We start from the raw sequence: 13,705 nt of genomic DNA on the forward strand, positions 1-13,705 counted from the left end.
CCCGTTCGCATGGTTCTTCCCCGCCTGCAGCGCCCCTAGATCCGCGGGAACGGGGGAAGCATGCGAGAGCGGATCCGGAAGGGGCACCAGCGCGTCGCTCCCAACATGGAGGACTACGCGTCGTACCGGCGCCGCTTCTCCTGGGCGGAGGCGCGCACCTGGCTCGACGGGCTCCCCGGCGGGGCGGGGCTGAACATCGCCCACGAGGCGGTGGACCGCCACGCAGCAGGTCCCCTGCGCGATCGCGTCGCGCTGCGCTGGCTGGGCCGGGACGGAACGACCGAGGCGATCACCTATGGATCGCTCGCCGAACGGACCAACCGCTTCGCCTCGGCCCTGCGCGATCTCGGCGTCGGCGCGGGCGACACGGTCTTCGGCCTCCTGGGCAGGGTCCCGGCGCTCTACGTCACGGCGCTGGGAACCCTGAAGAACAAGAGCGTCTTCAGCCCCCTCTTCTCCGCCTTCGGGCCGGAGCCCATCCGCGCGCGCCTCTCCATCGGGAAGGCCCGGGTCCTCGTGACCACCCCCTCGCTCTACCGCCGCAAGGTGGCGCCGCTCCGCGGCGAGCTCCCCAGCCTCGAGCACGTGATCCTGGTGGGCGGCGCCCTCGACGGAACACTGTCTTTCGAGGAGCTGCTCGCCGGCGGCTCGCCCACCTTCACCATCCCGCCCACCGATCCCCACGAGATGGCGCTGCTCCACTTCACCAGCGGCACCACCGGCAAACCGAAGGGCGCCATCCACGTCCACGAGGCGGTGGTCGCCCACCACGCCACCGGCCGCATCGCCCTCGACCTCCACGACGACGACGTCTTCTGGTGCACCGCGGATCCGGGCTGGGTCACCGGCACCTCCTACGGGATCATCGCCCCCGCGACGTGCGGCGTGACCAGCATCGTCGACGAAGCCGAATACGACGCCGATCGCTGGTACCGGATCCTCGAGGAGCAGAAGATCACCGTCTGGTACACGGCACCCACCGCGATACGGATGCTGATGAAGGCGGGCCCCGAGCTGCCCCGCGCCCACGATCTCTCGGCGCTGCGCTTCGTGGCCAGCGTGGGTGAGCCGCTCAACCCCGAGGCGGTGATCTGGGGCGACGAGGTCCTGGGCCTGCCCATCCACGACAATTGGTGGCAGACCGAGACCGGCGGGATCCTCGTCTCCAACTACGCGTGCATGGAGATCAAGCCGGGCTCGATGGGGCGGCCGCTGCCCGGGATCGATGCGGGGATCGTGCGGCGCCTGCCCGACGGATCGATCGAGGAGGTGAAGGCCGGCGAGCAGGGGGAGCTGGCGATCCGTCCCGGCTGGCCCTCGATGTTCCGCGGTTACCTCGGGGAGGACGAGCGCTACCGCAAGACCTTCGCCGGCGGCTGGTACCTCACCGGCGATCTCGCCCGGGTGGACGACGAGGGCTTCTTCTTCTTCGTGGGCCGCGCCGACGACGTGATCAAATCGGCGGGCCATCTCATCGGGCCCTTCGAGGTGGAGAGCGCGCTCCTCGAACACCAGGCGGTTGCCGAGGCAGCGGTGATCGGCAAACCCGATCCGATGATCGGTGAGGTGGTGAAGGCCTTCGTCTCGCTCCACGACGGCTGGGCGCCCGACGAGGCGCTGCGAACGGCGCTCATCGGCCACGCCCGCAAGCGCCTCGGCGCAGCGGTGGCGCCGAAGGAGATCGACTTCCTCACGCCTCTGCCGCGCACCAGGAGCGGCAAGATCATGCGCCGCCTCCTCAAGGCGCGGGAGCTGGGGCTCCCCGAGGGCGACACTTCCACCCTCGAGACGGCGCCGTGAGCCTCGACCGCGCCCACGCGCTGGAGCTGCTTCGCTCGATGATGCGGATCCGCCGCCTCGAGGAGCGCGCCGCGGAGCTCTACCAGGCGGAGAAGATCCGCGGCTTCCTCCACCTCTACATCGGCCAGGAGGCGGTGGCCGCCGGGGTGATCGCCGCGCTGCAGCCCGGCGATCCGGTGGTGGCCACCTACCGCGAACACGGCCACGCGCTGCTGCGCGGGATCTCCGCCGACGCGGTGATGGCCGAGATGTTCGGCAAAGCGGGCGGCTGCAGCGGCGGCAGGGGCGGCTCGATGCATCTCTTCTGCACCGGCGCCCGGCTCTACGGGGGCAACGCCATCGTCGGCGGCGGCCTGCCCATCGCCGCCGGCCTCGCCCTCGGTGACAAGATGCAGGGGCGCGCCGACGTCACCGCCGTCTTCTTCGGCGAAGGGAGTGCGGCGGAGGGCACGTTCTCCGAGTCGCTCAACCTCGCAGCGCTCTGGAAGCTCCCCGTGCTCTTCGTCTGCGAAAACAACCTCTACGCGATGGGGACCGCGCTCTCCCGCTCCCAGTCGCAGACCGACGTCTGCGTGAAGGCGCGGGCGCAGGGCGTGCCGGCAGAGAGCGTCGACGGGATGGACGTCGTCGCGGTGGAGGAGGCGGCGCGGCGTGTGGTGGCACGGGTCCGGGGCGGCGGCGGGCCGTCCTTCCTCGAGCTGCACACCTACCGCTTCCGCGCCCATTCGATGTTCGACCCGGAGCTCTATCGGCCGAAGGCCGAGGTGGAGGCGTGGCGCAAGCGGGATCCGATCGTGCGCTTCGTGGCACGGCTGCGCGACGAAGGGCTCCTCGACGACGAGACCTTGCGGGGGATCGAGGAGGGGGCTGCGGCGGAGATCGAAGCGGCGGTGGCGTTCGCGGAAGAATCGCCGTGGGAGGATCCCGCCACTCTCGAGCGACACCTCTACGCGGAGCCGGTGACGCCATGAGCACGACCCGCCGGATCACCTACCGGGAGGCCGTGCGCGAGGCGCTGCGGGAGGCGCTGCAGCGGGATCCGCGGGTCTTCCTCATGGGCGAAGACGTGGGCGCGTACGGCGGCTGCTTCGCGGTGAGCAAGGGGCTGCTGGCGGAGTTCGGCGAGGAGCGGATCCGCGACACGCCGCTCTCGGAGGCGGCCTTCGTCGGCGCCGGGATCGGCGCGGCGCTGGCGGGGATGCGACCGATCGTCGAAGTGATGACCGTCAACTTCGCCCTTCTCGCCCTCGACCAGATCGTGAACAACGCGGCGCTGCTGCGGCACATGTCCGGCGGGCAGCTGGGCGTGCCGCTGGTGATCCGCATGGCCACCGGGCCCGGCAGGCAGCTCGCCGCCCAGCACTCGCACAGCCTCGAGGGCTGGCTGGCCCACATCCCCGGTCTCAAGGTCGCGGTGCCGGCGACCCTCGAGGACGCCCGCGGCATGCTCGCAGCGGCGCTCGCCGATCCGGATCCGGTGCTGCTCTTCGAGAGCATCCGGCTCTATCCGACGGCAGGCGATCTCGCCGTCGACGCGGGCGCGGTGCCGCTCGAAGGCGCCGCGGTGCGCAGGCCCGGCAGGGACGTGAGCCTCGTCACCTACGGCGGCGCCCTGCCGAGGGTGCTGGAGGCGGCGGGGCAGCTCGCCGGGCGCGGCGTGGAGGCGGAGGTTCTCGATCTGCGCTGCCTGCGCCCCCTGGACACCCACGCCATCCTGGCGAGCGTGACGAAGACCCGCCGGGCGGTGGTGATCGACGAGGGCTGGCGCAGCGGCAGCCTCGCTGCGGAGGTGAGCGCGCGGATCATGGAGAACGCGTTCTACGAGCTCGACGCGCCGGTGGCGCGGGTGTGCAGCCTGGAGGTGCCGGTGCCCTACGCGCGGCATCTGGAGGAGGCGACGCTTCCCACCGTGGAGCGCATCGTCGCTGCGGTCGAGGAGATGGGGATCGGCCATGGCTGAGTTCCGGATGCCCTCGCTCGGCGCCGACATGGAGGCGGGCACCCTCGTCGAGTGGAAGGTGCAGCCCGGCGATCGGGTGGAGCGGGGCCAGGTGATCGCGTCGGTGGAGACCGACAAGGGCCTCATCGAGGTGGAGATCTGGGAGAGCGGCACCGTCGAGGCGATCGACGTGCAGCCCGGGACGAAGGTGCCGGTGGGGACGACGCTGGCGCGGATCCGGGGTGAGGGGAAGGCACCGGCCCCTGCACCCGCACCTGCGCCTCTGGCTGCACCTGCGCCTGCGTCTGCGCCGCCGCGTCCCGCGCACCGCAAGCGCATCTCCCCTGCTGCGCGCAAACATGCTGCAGCGCATGGCATCGATCCCGAGACGCTCGAGGGCACCGGTCCCGGCGGCGCGGTCACCATCGAGGACGTGGAGCGTGCCGCCGCTGCAGCGCCGCCTCCCGCTCCAGCTGCGCCGGACAAGACGGCAGCGATGCGCCGGGCCATCGCCGCCTCGATGGCCCGCTCCAAGCGCGAGATCCCCCACTACTACCTGGCCACCGAGATCGAGCTCACCGCCGCGCTCGCCTGGCTCGAGGAGCAGAACCGCGGGCGTCCGATCCGCGATCGGCTCCTGCCGGTGGCGCTGCTCCTCAAGGCGGTGGCCCTCGCCGCACGTGACATGAAGGCAATGAACGGCTTCTACGTCGACGACGCCTTCCGGCCCGGCGAAGGCGTGCACCTCGGCGCGGCGATCGCGCTGCGCGGCGGCGGCCTCGTGGCGCCGGCGATCCACGACGCGGATCGGAAGACGCCGGCGGAGCTGATGGCGGCCCTCGGCGATCTCATCGCCCGGGTCCGCACCGGGACGATCCGCGCCTCCGAGCTCGCCGATCCGACGCTCACCGTCACCAGCCTCGGCGACCTCGGCGTGCCCACCGTCTACGGCGTGATCCACCCGCCGCAGGTGGCCCTCGTCGGCTTCGGCAGGATCGGCCCCAGGCCCTTCTGCGTCGAGGGCGGCGTGGTGGCGCGGCAGGCGGTGGTGGCCACCCTCGCAGCCGATCACCGGGTGAGCGACGGCGTGCAGGGCGCGCGCTTCCTCGCCGCGATCGATCGCCTGCTCCAACGACCGGAGGCGTTGTGAAACGGGACGAGGCGGAGGTGCGGCAGCTCGTCTCCCGGCACCTGCAGGCGATCGCGCCGGAGATCGAGCCTGCCGACATCCCCGACGACGCGCCGCTGCGCGAGGAAGCCGACATCGACTCCTACGACTTCCTCAACCTGCTGGTGCGGCTGAGCGAGGAGCTGCAGGTGGAGATCCCCGAGGCCGACTACCCGCAGCTCCAGACCCTGGGCGGCCTGGTCCGCTACCTCGCCGCCGCCACGGCCAGCGGATGATCTCCGTGCGGCTACCGGCCCGTCTTAGCCTCGAGGCGTTCGAGCCGCTCGGAGATGCGCTGCATCTGCTCGCCGATCCCCGCGAGGGCCGAGTGCAGCGCCGCCGTGTCGCCTGCCGGTCCTGCCTGCGGCGGCGCGGCCTGCGACGGAACGACCGCCTGGGGCGGGCACCAGTGGCCCCCTCCCAGGCCCGGTCCCGGCGGGTAATCCCAATAGCCTCCGCACCCCGAACAACGCCAATGCATCGCGCTTCTCCCCCTTTCCTGTGGAATCTATGCAGCGGGTCCGTTGCTGCAGCAGGGCGGTGCTGAGCCGTGGACGACCGCTTTGCGTGGATCCTCGGCGGTGGGCTGGCGATGTCGGCGATCGCGCTGGTGGGAAGCGTCACCCTCTTTCTCAGCGAAGCGACGATGCGGCGGCTCGTGCTTCCCCTCGTCGCGCTCGCCGCAGGCTCGCTCCTCGGTGGCAGCCTCTTCCACCTGCTCCCCGCGGCGATCGACGAATTGGGCAACGGACTTGCGGTCTATCTCTCGTTCGCCGTGGGTTTCAGCCTCTTCCTGGTACTCGAGCAATTCATCCGCTGGCACCACTGCCACCGCAGCCTCTCGGAGCACACCGAGCCGCTCAACTACCTCCTGCTCGTCGCCGACGGCCTCCACAACTTCATCGGTGGCCTCGCGGTGGCCGGCGCCTTCGTCATCGACGTGCGCGTCGGGATCGGCGCCTGGCTCGCAGCGGCGGCCCACGAGATCCCGCAGGAGCTGGGCGACTTCGGCGTCCTCGTCCACGGCGGCTGGGGGCCACGCAAGGCGCTCCTCTACAACCTGCTCTCGGGCTTGACCTTCCTCGTCGGCGGGGTGGTGGCCTGGCTCCTCGCCCGGCAGCTCGACGTGGCGCTGCTGCTCCCCTTTGCCGCAGGCAATTTCGTCTACATCGCCGCGTCCGATCTCATCCCCGAGGTCAACCGCCACGAGCGCTGGCAGATCAACCTCCTCCACTTCGCCGCCTTCGCCACGGGACTCGGTCTGCTCCTGGCGATCCGGCTGCTCGCATCCGGCTAGAATCCCCCGCCATTCCGGGCGCAGGAGGAGCAGCGTGGAAAAGAGGGTCTTCGTCACCGGTGGCGCCGGCGGCTTCGGCAGGGCGCTCGCCGAGCGCTACGCGCAAGCGGGCTGGCGGGTCTGCATCGGCGACATCCACGAGGCCCGCGGCGCGGAGACCCTTGCCGCACTCCAGCGCGACACCGAGGCGATCTTCCTGCGCTGCGACGTGCGGCAGGAGGCCGAGCTGGTCGCGGCGCGGGACCGGCTGGAGAGGAGCTGGGGCGGCGTCGACGTGGTGATCAACAACGCCGGCGTGGCGATGGCCGGCGCCATCGACCAGGTGGCCCTCGACGATTGGCAGTGGATCCTCGACATCAACCTGCTCGGCGTAGTGCGGAGCTGCAGGGTCTTCACCCCGCTCTTCAAGCGGCAGCGCAGCGGCCATTTCGTCAACGTCGCCTCGATGGCGGGGCTCCTCGACGTGCCGTACATGAGCAGCTACAACGCCACCAAGGCCGCCGTCGTCTCACTCTCCGAGACGCTGCAGAACGAGCTCGTCGACGAGGGGATCGGCGTCACGGTGGTCTGCCCCTCCTTCTTCGAGACCAACCTCCACGAGGCGCTGCGCACGCCCGATCCCGCCTTCCAGCCGGTGATGCGAAAGATGCTGGCGCGCTCGCCCCTCACCGCGGCGCAGATCGCCGACCAGACCTTCCGCGCGGTGGAAGCCGGGGCGTTCTACGTGCTGCCCCACGGCGAGGGACGGGCCGCGTGGTTCCTCAAGCGCCTCGCGCCGCGGCGCCTCTACGCGCAGGTGCTCCGCTCCCAGGTCCGGAAGTTCGCGCCGCGCTCGGGCTGAGCCCCCCGGGTCTCAAAACGCAAAGCCGTCTTGCGCGCGCAACGCGCCACCTTGTCCGCTCGCCCCGCGCCAGCGGGGCAAGTGGGCAACGTACGAGATCACCGGCTCCGCAGGAAGGCGCCTGCGAGGCGGGCAGGCGCCGTGGCGCCGCCCAGGTATTCGTCGTCCCGGTCCCGGACGCCCATGCGCCCGCGGGCGTGGCAGCCGTTGCAGCCGCCGACCTCCGCCAGGTAGGCGCCCCAGGCCACCGGGTCGGCGCGGTCCGGCTCGGGCACCTTCTCCACCGGATCCTCGCGGCCGGCGCCGAGGGAGAGGGCGAGGTTCATCATGAAGGGCACGTCGTTCTCGCGCCGCGGGGTGGCGGGTTTCGCCGCCGGCACCGTGCGCAGGTAGGCGACGATCGAGCGCACGTCCTCGTCGGAGAGATGGCGGTAGGAGCCCCAGGGCATCACCGGCAGGAGGAAGCTGCCGTCGCGGCCGACGCCGTCGCGGATGGCGCGGACGATCTCGTCGTCGCTCCAGGCGCCGAGGCCCGTCTCCACGTCGGCGGTGAGGTTGGGCATCCAGACCCCGAGCTTGCCGTCCTGCATCCAGTTGCCGCCGGCGAGGTAGCCGTCGTGGCGCGGGGGCAGGAGCATGTCGCCCTCCGGCCTGCTGGTGTGGCAGGCCCCACAGGCGGCGACGTGGTCGACGAGGTAGCGGCCCCGCTCGATCCGGGCGGCGCTGGCCTCGATCGGCGCCAGCGAGACCTCGCGGACGTACCTCGCGGTGCAGGCGAAGGCGCCGAGGGCGAGGACGACGAAGGTGATGCGTCGGATCACGGGGGGCTCCTTGCGTCTACGGTAGCGGCCTAGACCCTGCCGCAGGCTGCGCCATCGTCTGCTACCCTCGCGCGGCCTCCGCAGGGTACGCGAGGCATCGGGAGTCGAGGTACCGCCCATGAGCAAGATCGTCTATTCGACCGACCCTGCGCTGCAGGCGCGTTGCCCGCGGTGCAAGGAGCTCGAGATCTCCTGCACCTGCGCGCCGACGCCGAAGGTGGTCGAGCCGCCGACCGTGGCGAAGCTCCGCCTCGAGAAGTCGGGGCGCGGCGGCAAGGCGGTCACCGTGATCTTCGACCTGCCCAACGATCCCGCGTGGCTCAAGGAGCTCGCCGGCAAGCTCAAGAAGGCCTGCGGCGTCGGCGGCACCGCAGGCGCGGGCCGGATCGAGATCCAGGGCGATCAGCGGGAGAAGCTCCGCGAGGTTCTGCCGAAGCACGGCTTCAAGACGGTGAAGGGCTGAGCGGCTACCTCAAGCCGAGGTGGAGTTCGAAGCGCCCGTTGTCCGAGCGGAGCCCGGCGGGCCCGTGCAGGTCTGCCGCCGCTGCGATCTCGCCGGCGAATACCAGCGCCCCGTCCGCCCACACCTTCAAGAGCGTTCCATGGAGCGCTGCGCGAAGCTCGTGCTCGCCGTCTCGAGGCTCGATCGGCGGGAGGTCCGTGAAAGGTGGGGCCAGCTCCTCGTAGCCGTCGACGCCGCAGTCGACGTGCCGACTCGCGTCCGGGTTGGTCTTCCGCAGGATGCGAATGGCAGGCGTCGGGGCGACCTCCCACACGACGTAGAGAAGGTTGCAGGAATCCAGCGCGCGGAGCTTGAGCCCGATCTGCCGGCGCAGCTGCCCGGAGGCGAGGGGCGCCTCTTGCGGCGTGGGCCCCAGGTAGCGAAAGACGAGCTGCGCGTCGTCGCCGGCCGGCCCTCGGGAGACAGCACGGACCTTGGGATCCCGGATCAGCAGCGAACCGTCCGCGGTTTCATCGATCGTACCGAGGGTCACGTCGAGCGCCGCCAGGTCGAGCCATCTCCGCTCGGCCTCGACCACCGGCCCAGCTGCAGCGGTGTCGATCGTGCCGCAGCCGGATAGAAGCGCAGTGGCGAGCGCTACGAGCCCAGCAGCCCATCCAGCGCGGCGAGCCGCGCCGCGAGGCCCGCCTCCTCCACCCGCAGCCGTGCCCACTCGAACCAGAGGGCGTCGGCAAAGCGGCGAAGGCGCGAGGATTCGAGATCCTGCACCGCCTCCTGGCGCGCCTGCAGGTCCGCGAGGAGCACCTGCGCCTCGGCGAGGCGCTGCCGCTCCACACCGCGCACGGCGATCAGCTCCCGGCGAAGTTCTTCCGCACGGCCGGCGGTACCGCCCTCTCCGGAAGCCACCCACGCCCTGCGGGCATCCGCCGCCCTGTTGTGGGCCGCTCGCTGGAAGGGCTGACCGAAGCTCCAGCCCACCGAGAGGAGAGCGAAGATCGGAACCTCCCGCGCGTCCCCGATGACCTGATCGTAGCCGCCGCGAATCCCGACCTCCCACGCCGTCGCCTCCCGTACGTCGGCTTCCGCCGCAGCCAGGGCGGCGTCCGCCTCGAGAAAGGTGCGCCGCAGCTCGCCGAGGGACCGACCTCCGCTGTCCGGCGCGTTGTCCCGCTCTGCGGCGAGCCTCGCATCGGCGGCGCGGCTGCGCAAATCGGCCACGCGCAACTGGGTGGCGTTCAGTTCCTCGAGGCCGGCGCGCCCCGCCTCCACCTCGTCGCGAACCTCCCGCAACCGGGCCTCCGCCTGCGGCAGTAGCTCGTCGAGCACCTGGAGCTGCGCGGCAGCGGCCGCCCCGACCCCGGCCTCGCGTCCGGCGTCGAGGTAGGCTTCGAGGTGCTGGAGCGCCAGGTACCGCCTGCAATCTGCTGCGGCGGCGTCGTCGGTGACCAGCCCCCGATAGAGGTCGGCGAAGTCGTAGCGAAGGCCCACGGTGACCCGGAGGCCGGTCTCGAAGGCGACGTTCGAGTCGCCCGTCAGCTCCGAGCCGGCATTGACCAGCCCCGCGCTGCCGAAGAGCTCGGGGGCGACGAGGACCGCCGCCTGCGCAGCGGCGATGTTGTCCACGTAGGAGCAGTAGGGATCGTCGGCATGCGCCGACGCCGGGGCCGCCGCGAGCAAGGCAGTGGCTGCGAGAAAGGTGAGGATTCTCATAGGAAGAGGGGCGCCCGGCCCGCGTGGAGGACCTGCTCCTCCGCCCAGCGGGGCTCACGCAGATCGAGCTCGACCATCAGGCCGCGCATCAGGCGGTTGCTGAGCGGGTGCTTCACCACCACCTCGCCCTCGAGGACCCGGACCACCTTGCCGACGCGGCGGCACCAGACGATCGCCAGGCTGCACCCGTGGATCGTCGAGCCCGGCGTCACCGAGCCGAGGTTCTCGTAGGGGACGAAGGCGATGGTGGTCTTCTCGTCGATCGCCTTGAGGTAGGGCGAGTCCTGGATCGTCTGGAGGATCTTGTCGAACTGCGCCAGGGAGCGATCCGTCGCCTCGATCCGGCGCTCGATCGCACGGATGCGTCCCCGCGCAGCGGCGGCTGCCCGCTGCGAGTCGAGGAAGTGGCGCTGCTGCATCATCACTTCCTGGCTCGACGAGACGCCGGCCACCGGCTTGCCCGAGTCGATCGCCTTTTTCGCCGACTCGAGGGCCGAGACCTGCCCCTGCAGCTCGTTCCGGCGCGAGACCAGGTCCGCACCGGTCTGCCCGAGCCCGAGGTTGCTCCGCGAGATCTGGCCGAGGAGGTAGGCGTTCTCGACGTACTCGTCCTTCGGGAGGACCTTCGCCTCGTAGGCACGGTCAAGGTCGGCCCGCGAGAGGCTCTGGTAGGCCTCCGCCGAGCCGGCGATCTCGCGCGACGACTGCTCGTAGCTACGAACCAGCTTCGTGTACCTGCCCAGATCGGCACGCGCGCGGTTGAGCTCCGACTCCAGCGACCGTGCGAAGTCCTGCTGGAAGCCCTCCTCCAGCTCCGCCGTCCGCTTCGCGTCCTCGAGCTCCTCCTCCAGGCCGAGCTTCTCCGCCAGGAGCGTCTCCCTGGCGTGGTTCTGCTGGGCGAATTGCGCGCTCAGCTGCAGCACGCGCTCGTCCGTCGGCGAGACGATCGCCGGCGCGAGCCAGCCGGTGCTCACCAGGTAGAAGGCGTTGATCGCGAAGTACGAGAGCAGTCCCACGAGGATCGCGGTGAGCGCCGCGAAGCCGACCAATTTGTAGGCGGTGACCGCCAGCTCGTTGAACGAGCGGATGTACGTTTTTCCAGCCATCGGGGTCTTGCCTCGTTACGTCGCGGGGCCCACGTCGAGTCGGTCGACGGCGGCCTGCTCTTCCTGCTCCTGCTCGGCCGGCGCCGGCTTGCCCCGCGTCTCCCAGCTACCGGAGTCGAGGGTGAAGAACGCCAGCGGCGTGAGCAGCAGGTAGGTCACCGGCATCAGGGCGGCCATGGAGAGAAACCAGATCGGCGAGACCCGCATCTCGGGCGGCATGTCGCGCGTCTTCAGCCAGTAGATGGTGCCGAGCAGCGCCAGGATCCCGGCGTGCAGCATCGTGAGCGGCCAGAAGGACTGCGACGCCAGCGACTCCACCACCATCACCGGATAGGCGACCAGCATGGCAAAGGTGGCGAAGTAGTGGATCGCGACCACCGGGTGGAGCTTCCACGCATGCGAGAGCCCGCCTATGTAGTCGATCAGGTTGGACCTGCGCCAGCGCAGCTGCTGCGAGAAGTATTTGGTGAGGGTGGGCGGCGCCACGGTGTAGCTCACCGCGTCCAGCGTCATCACCGTCTGCCAGCCCGCCTTGACGATCTGGCGGGTGAGGAAGCGATCCTCGCCGTATTTGATCGGCACGCCGAGGACGCTGCGGTCCTCGAGGATCGGCTCGAGCTCGAGCAGCACGTGACGCCGGTAGGCGGTGAGGCAACCGGAGAGGCACATCACCGAGCGGAAAACGCGCTCGAGTTCCTTCAGGTATTCGTAGCCGAACCAGTATTTGATCGCCTGCATGCGGGTGAGCCAGTTCTCGTTCACGTTGATCACGTGGACGCGGCCACCCACCGCGGCGATCTTCGGATCGGTGAAGCGCGCCACGAGCTCGCGCACCGCCTTCTGGTCCACCACGACGTCCGAGTCGACCGAGACGATGATCTCCGCCTCGGTGCGACGGACCGCGTGGTTGATCGAGCGGCGCTTGCCCATGTTCTCCGGGTTGCGGAGGACGGTGACGCGGTCGCTCTCCCGCGCCGCCCTCCAGGCCCAGCTGTGGCTGTCGTCGGTGGAGCAATCGTCGACGACGACGATCCGCAAGCGGTCGGCAGGGTAGTCCTGCGCGAGCAGCGAGTGGATGGTGCGGTAGATGCCCTCGCCCTCATTGAACATCGGCACGACGATGGCCACCGAAGGCTCGCGGCCCTCGATCTCCATGCGCTCGTCGAAGCTCGCGCCACGAATCCGCCGGAGCCAGCGGCCCAGGAAGTAGCGATTCACGAAGACGAGGAGGACCAGCAGGTGGACGAAGACGACGACCATCAGGACCTGCTGCCCGTTCCGAGGCTCACCACCCGAACCACCCTTCTCCCCCTGCCATCCACGCCCGATTTTTTGCGGCACCCTCAAAAATCTGCCGCGCGTTCAACACAATTTGCCGCTCGATGTCAAAGGGCCCGACGGAAGCCGCCGGCGGGCCCAACGCCAACGGCGGGGGCGACGTGCCCCGGGAGCGGCAGGCTGTCGGGGGGATGACAGCAAGAAGCGCGCCGGCTCGGAGCCGAGCGGGTGGGATACGGGCCACCGCTTGCGCAAGTGGGCTGCCCGTTCGTCGGCCGGACTTCTCAGACGAGCTGGTCGCCAGGTGCCGGCTCGATCCGCTCGGGCGCCGGCGGCGGCTCCGCCAGGAGCGCCAGCAGGTTGCCCTCGATCGTCTTGCAGATCTGCTCGAGGGGCAGATGACTCAGGTTGCTCTCGGAGAACGGATCCTGGAGCTCGACCGCGATCTCGTCGATCGCCAGGAGCGGGTAGGCGACGAGCGCCGTGATCACCGCCGGCAGCCAGATGGCGTCCCCCACCACGGCGAACGGCAGCCAGAAGAGATAGAGCATGACGAAGCGGCGGAGCTTCACCGTGTGGATGTACGGCAGCGGCGTCTTGAGGATGCGCTCGCAGCCGCCCAGGTGATCGATGAGCCGCGCCCGCTCGTTCTCGGCGCCGAGGAAGGCGAAGCGCTCCATGCCGCCGGCGTCGACTGCGTCGCGCAGCAGGGCCGCCATCCGGCCGGCGGTGAACGTCGGCATGTGCTGGGAAGCGAGGATGGCGCGGGCCTGCTGGGCGCCGAGGAGCCGCTCCAGCTCCGGGGCGACGCGCTGGCCCCGCAGGCTGCGCCGGCAGACGTGGGGGAAGGCGGCGGCCCAGCGCGTGAAGGCCTCCCGCCACCGCGCGTCCGGCGGCCCCCAGGTGAGGCCTGCGATGGCGAGGTTTCGCGACTGGTTGACGATGCCGCCCCAGAGTTTGCGTGCCTCCCACCAGCGGTCGTAGCTCGCGTTGGTGCGGAAGACGAGGAGCAGCACGAGCATCGCCGCCGTGAACTGGGCGGGCACGGCGCCGAGGCGCTCCCAGGCGAAGACCTGGTGCACGAGCCCCACCAGCAGGCCGTAGACGGCCATTCCGAGGATGCGCGGCACCACGAGCGGGGTGACCGAGCCCGCCCAGGTGAAGACGTCCTTCCAGAAGGCGCGCTCGCGCTCGAGTACCACGGAACCCATCGTCCCAAGGGTTCGGATGGGGTGGAGCATCCGCAACGCCGAACAGCCCCCCCACGAACGGTAGACGTCAT

The 13,705-nt window shown here is 70.5% G+C and carries 14 protein-coding genes; 8 read left to right on the plus strand and 6 right to left on the minus strand.

Annotation, left to right across the window (positions count from 1 at the left end):
* The first annotated feature begins 60 nt into the window (after positions 1–60).
* From acsA to ACESMR_RS11060, 7 genes are all read left to right on the plus strand, one after another.
* The gene (gene acsA / locus ACESMR_RS11030; protein WP_373047129.1) at positions 61–1,800 is read left to right on the plus strand and encodes an acetate--CoA ligase; all 1,740 of its coding nucleotides are present in this window, start codon (positions 61–63) and stop codon (positions 1,798–1,800) included.
* Complete coding sequence (gene pdhA, locus ACESMR_RS11035; RefSeq protein WP_373047130.1) at positions 1,797–2,771, plus strand: pyruvate dehydrogenase (acetyl-transferring) E1 component subunit alpha; 975 nt, start codon at positions 1,797–1,799, stop codon at positions 2,769–2,771. Before acsA ends, pdhA begins: the two co-directional genes overlap by 4 nt.
* Positions 2,768–3,760 (plus strand): alpha-ketoacid dehydrogenase subunit beta, encoded by a 993-nt coding sequence (locus ACESMR_RS11040; protein ID WP_373047131.1) that lies wholly within the window; start codon positions 2,768–2,770, stop codon positions 3,758–3,760. Before pdhA ends, ACESMR_RS11040 begins: the two co-directional genes overlap by 4 nt.
* On the plus strand, positions 3,753–4,889 hold the full coding sequence (locus ACESMR_RS11045) for a dihydrolipoamide acetyltransferase family protein (protein WP_373047132.1): 1,137 nt from the start codon (positions 3,753–3,755) through the stop codon (positions 4,887–4,889). The genes ACESMR_RS11040 and ACESMR_RS11045 overlap by 8 nt, the downstream gene beginning before the upstream one ends.
* Positions 4,886–5,143 (plus strand): acyl carrier protein, encoded by a 258-nt coding sequence (locus ACESMR_RS11050; protein WP_373047133.1) that lies wholly within the window; start codon positions 4,886–4,888, stop codon positions 5,141–5,143. Before ACESMR_RS11045 ends, ACESMR_RS11050 begins: the two co-directional genes overlap by 4 nt.
* A gap of 314 nt (positions 5,144–5,457) precedes the next feature.
* Complete coding sequence (locus tag ACESMR_RS11055) at positions 5,458–6,204, plus strand: ZIP family metal transporter (protein ID WP_373047134.1); 747 nt, start codon at positions 5,458–5,460, stop codon at positions 6,202–6,204.
* 34 nt (positions 6,205–6,238) lie between these two features.
* Complete coding sequence (locus tag ACESMR_RS11060; protein WP_373047135.1) at positions 6,239–7,045, plus strand: SDR family oxidoreductase; 807 nt, start codon at positions 6,239–6,241, stop codon at positions 7,043–7,045.
* 98 nt (positions 7,046–7,143) lie between these two features.
* On the opposite strand, the gene ACESMR_RS11065 is transcribed toward ACESMR_RS11060, so the two are convergent.
* Positions 7,144–7,866, minus strand: a complete 723-nt coding sequence (locus ACESMR_RS11065; RefSeq protein ID WP_373047136.1) for a c-type cytochrome — start codon at positions 7,864–7,866, stop codon at positions 7,144–7,146.
* Positions 7,867–7,984: 118 nt separating this feature from the next.
* On the opposite strand from ACESMR_RS11065, the gene ACESMR_RS11070 reads away from it, so the two are divergent.
* On the plus strand, positions 7,985–8,329 hold the full coding sequence (locus ACESMR_RS11070) for a translation initiation factor (protein WP_373047137.1): 345 nt from the start codon (positions 7,985–7,987) through the stop codon (positions 8,327–8,329).
* A gap of 4 nt (positions 8,330–8,333) precedes the next feature.
* Here the strand turns inward: ACESMR_RS11070 and ACESMR_RS11075 are convergent, their stop codons facing one another.
* The 5 genes from ACESMR_RS11075 to ACESMR_RS11095 form a co-directional block, all read right to left on the minus strand.
* The gene (locus ACESMR_RS11075) at positions 8,334–8,906 is read right to left on the minus strand and encodes a hypothetical protein (RefSeq protein ID WP_373047138.1); all 573 of its coding nucleotides are present in this window, start codon (positions 8,904–8,906) and stop codon (positions 8,334–8,336) included.
* 59 nt (positions 8,907–8,965) lie between these two features.
* Positions 8,966–10,039: a hypothetical protein gene (locus ACESMR_RS11080; protein ID WP_373047139.1), complete on the minus strand. Its 1,074-nt coding sequence runs from the start codon at positions 10,037–10,039 to the stop codon at positions 8,966–8,968.
* Positions 10,036–11,145 carry a hypothetical protein gene (locus ACESMR_RS11085; RefSeq protein ID WP_373047140.1) on the minus strand — a complete coding sequence of 370 codons (1,110 nt, stop codon included), beginning with the start codon at positions 11,143–11,145 and terminating at the stop codon, positions 10,036–10,038. The genes ACESMR_RS11080 and ACESMR_RS11085 overlap by 4 nt, the downstream gene beginning before the upstream one ends.
* 15 nt (positions 11,146–11,160) lie before the next feature.
* Entirely contained in the window at positions 11,161–12,405 is a 1,245-nt protein-coding gene (locus ACESMR_RS11090) for a glycosyltransferase family 2 protein (protein WP_373047141.1), read from the minus strand.
* Between the two features lie 302 nt (positions 12,406–12,707).
* Positions 12,708–13,625 (minus strand): bestrophin family protein, encoded by a 918-nt coding sequence (locus ACESMR_RS11095; RefSeq protein WP_373047142.1) that lies wholly within the window; start codon positions 13,623–13,625, stop codon positions 12,708–12,710.
* Between the last annotated feature and the right edge of the window lie 80 nt (positions 13,626–13,705).

It is taken from the genome of Vulgatibacter sp. (assembly GCF_041687135.1).
Lineage (GTDB): Bacteria > Myxococcota > Myxococcia > Myxococcales > Vulgatibacteraceae > JAWLCN01.

Excerpts from the sequence above, each read along its gene's own strand:
- acsA (WP_373047129.1), top strand. The coding sequence starts at position 61 with ATGCGAGAGCGGATCCGGAAGGGGCACCAGCGCGTCGCTCCCAACATG.
- ACESMR_RS11040 (WP_373047131.1), top strand. The coding sequence starts at position 2,768 with ATGAGCACGACCCGCCGGATCACCTACCGGGAGGCCGTGCGCGAGGCG.
- ACESMR_RS11045 (WP_373047132.1), top strand. The coding sequence starts at position 3,753 with ATGGCTGAGTTCCGGATGCCCTCGCTCGGCGCCGACATGGAGGCGGGC.
- ACESMR_RS11070 (WP_373047137.1), top strand. The coding sequence starts at position 7,985 with ATGAGCAAGATCGTCTATTCGACCGACCCTGCGCTGCAGGCGCGTTGC.
- ACESMR_RS11080 (WP_373047139.1), bottom strand. The coding sequence starts at position 10,039 with ATGAGAATCCTCACCTTTCTCGCAGCCACTGCCTTGCTCGCGGCGGCC.
- ACESMR_RS11085 (WP_373047140.1), bottom strand. The coding sequence starts at position 11,145 with ATGGCTGGAAAAACGTACATCCGCTCGTTCAACGAGCTGGCGGTCACC.
- ACESMR_RS11090 (WP_373047141.1), bottom strand. The coding sequence starts at position 12,405 with ATGGTCGTCGTCTTCGTCCACCTGCTGGTCCTCCTCGTCTTCGTGAAT.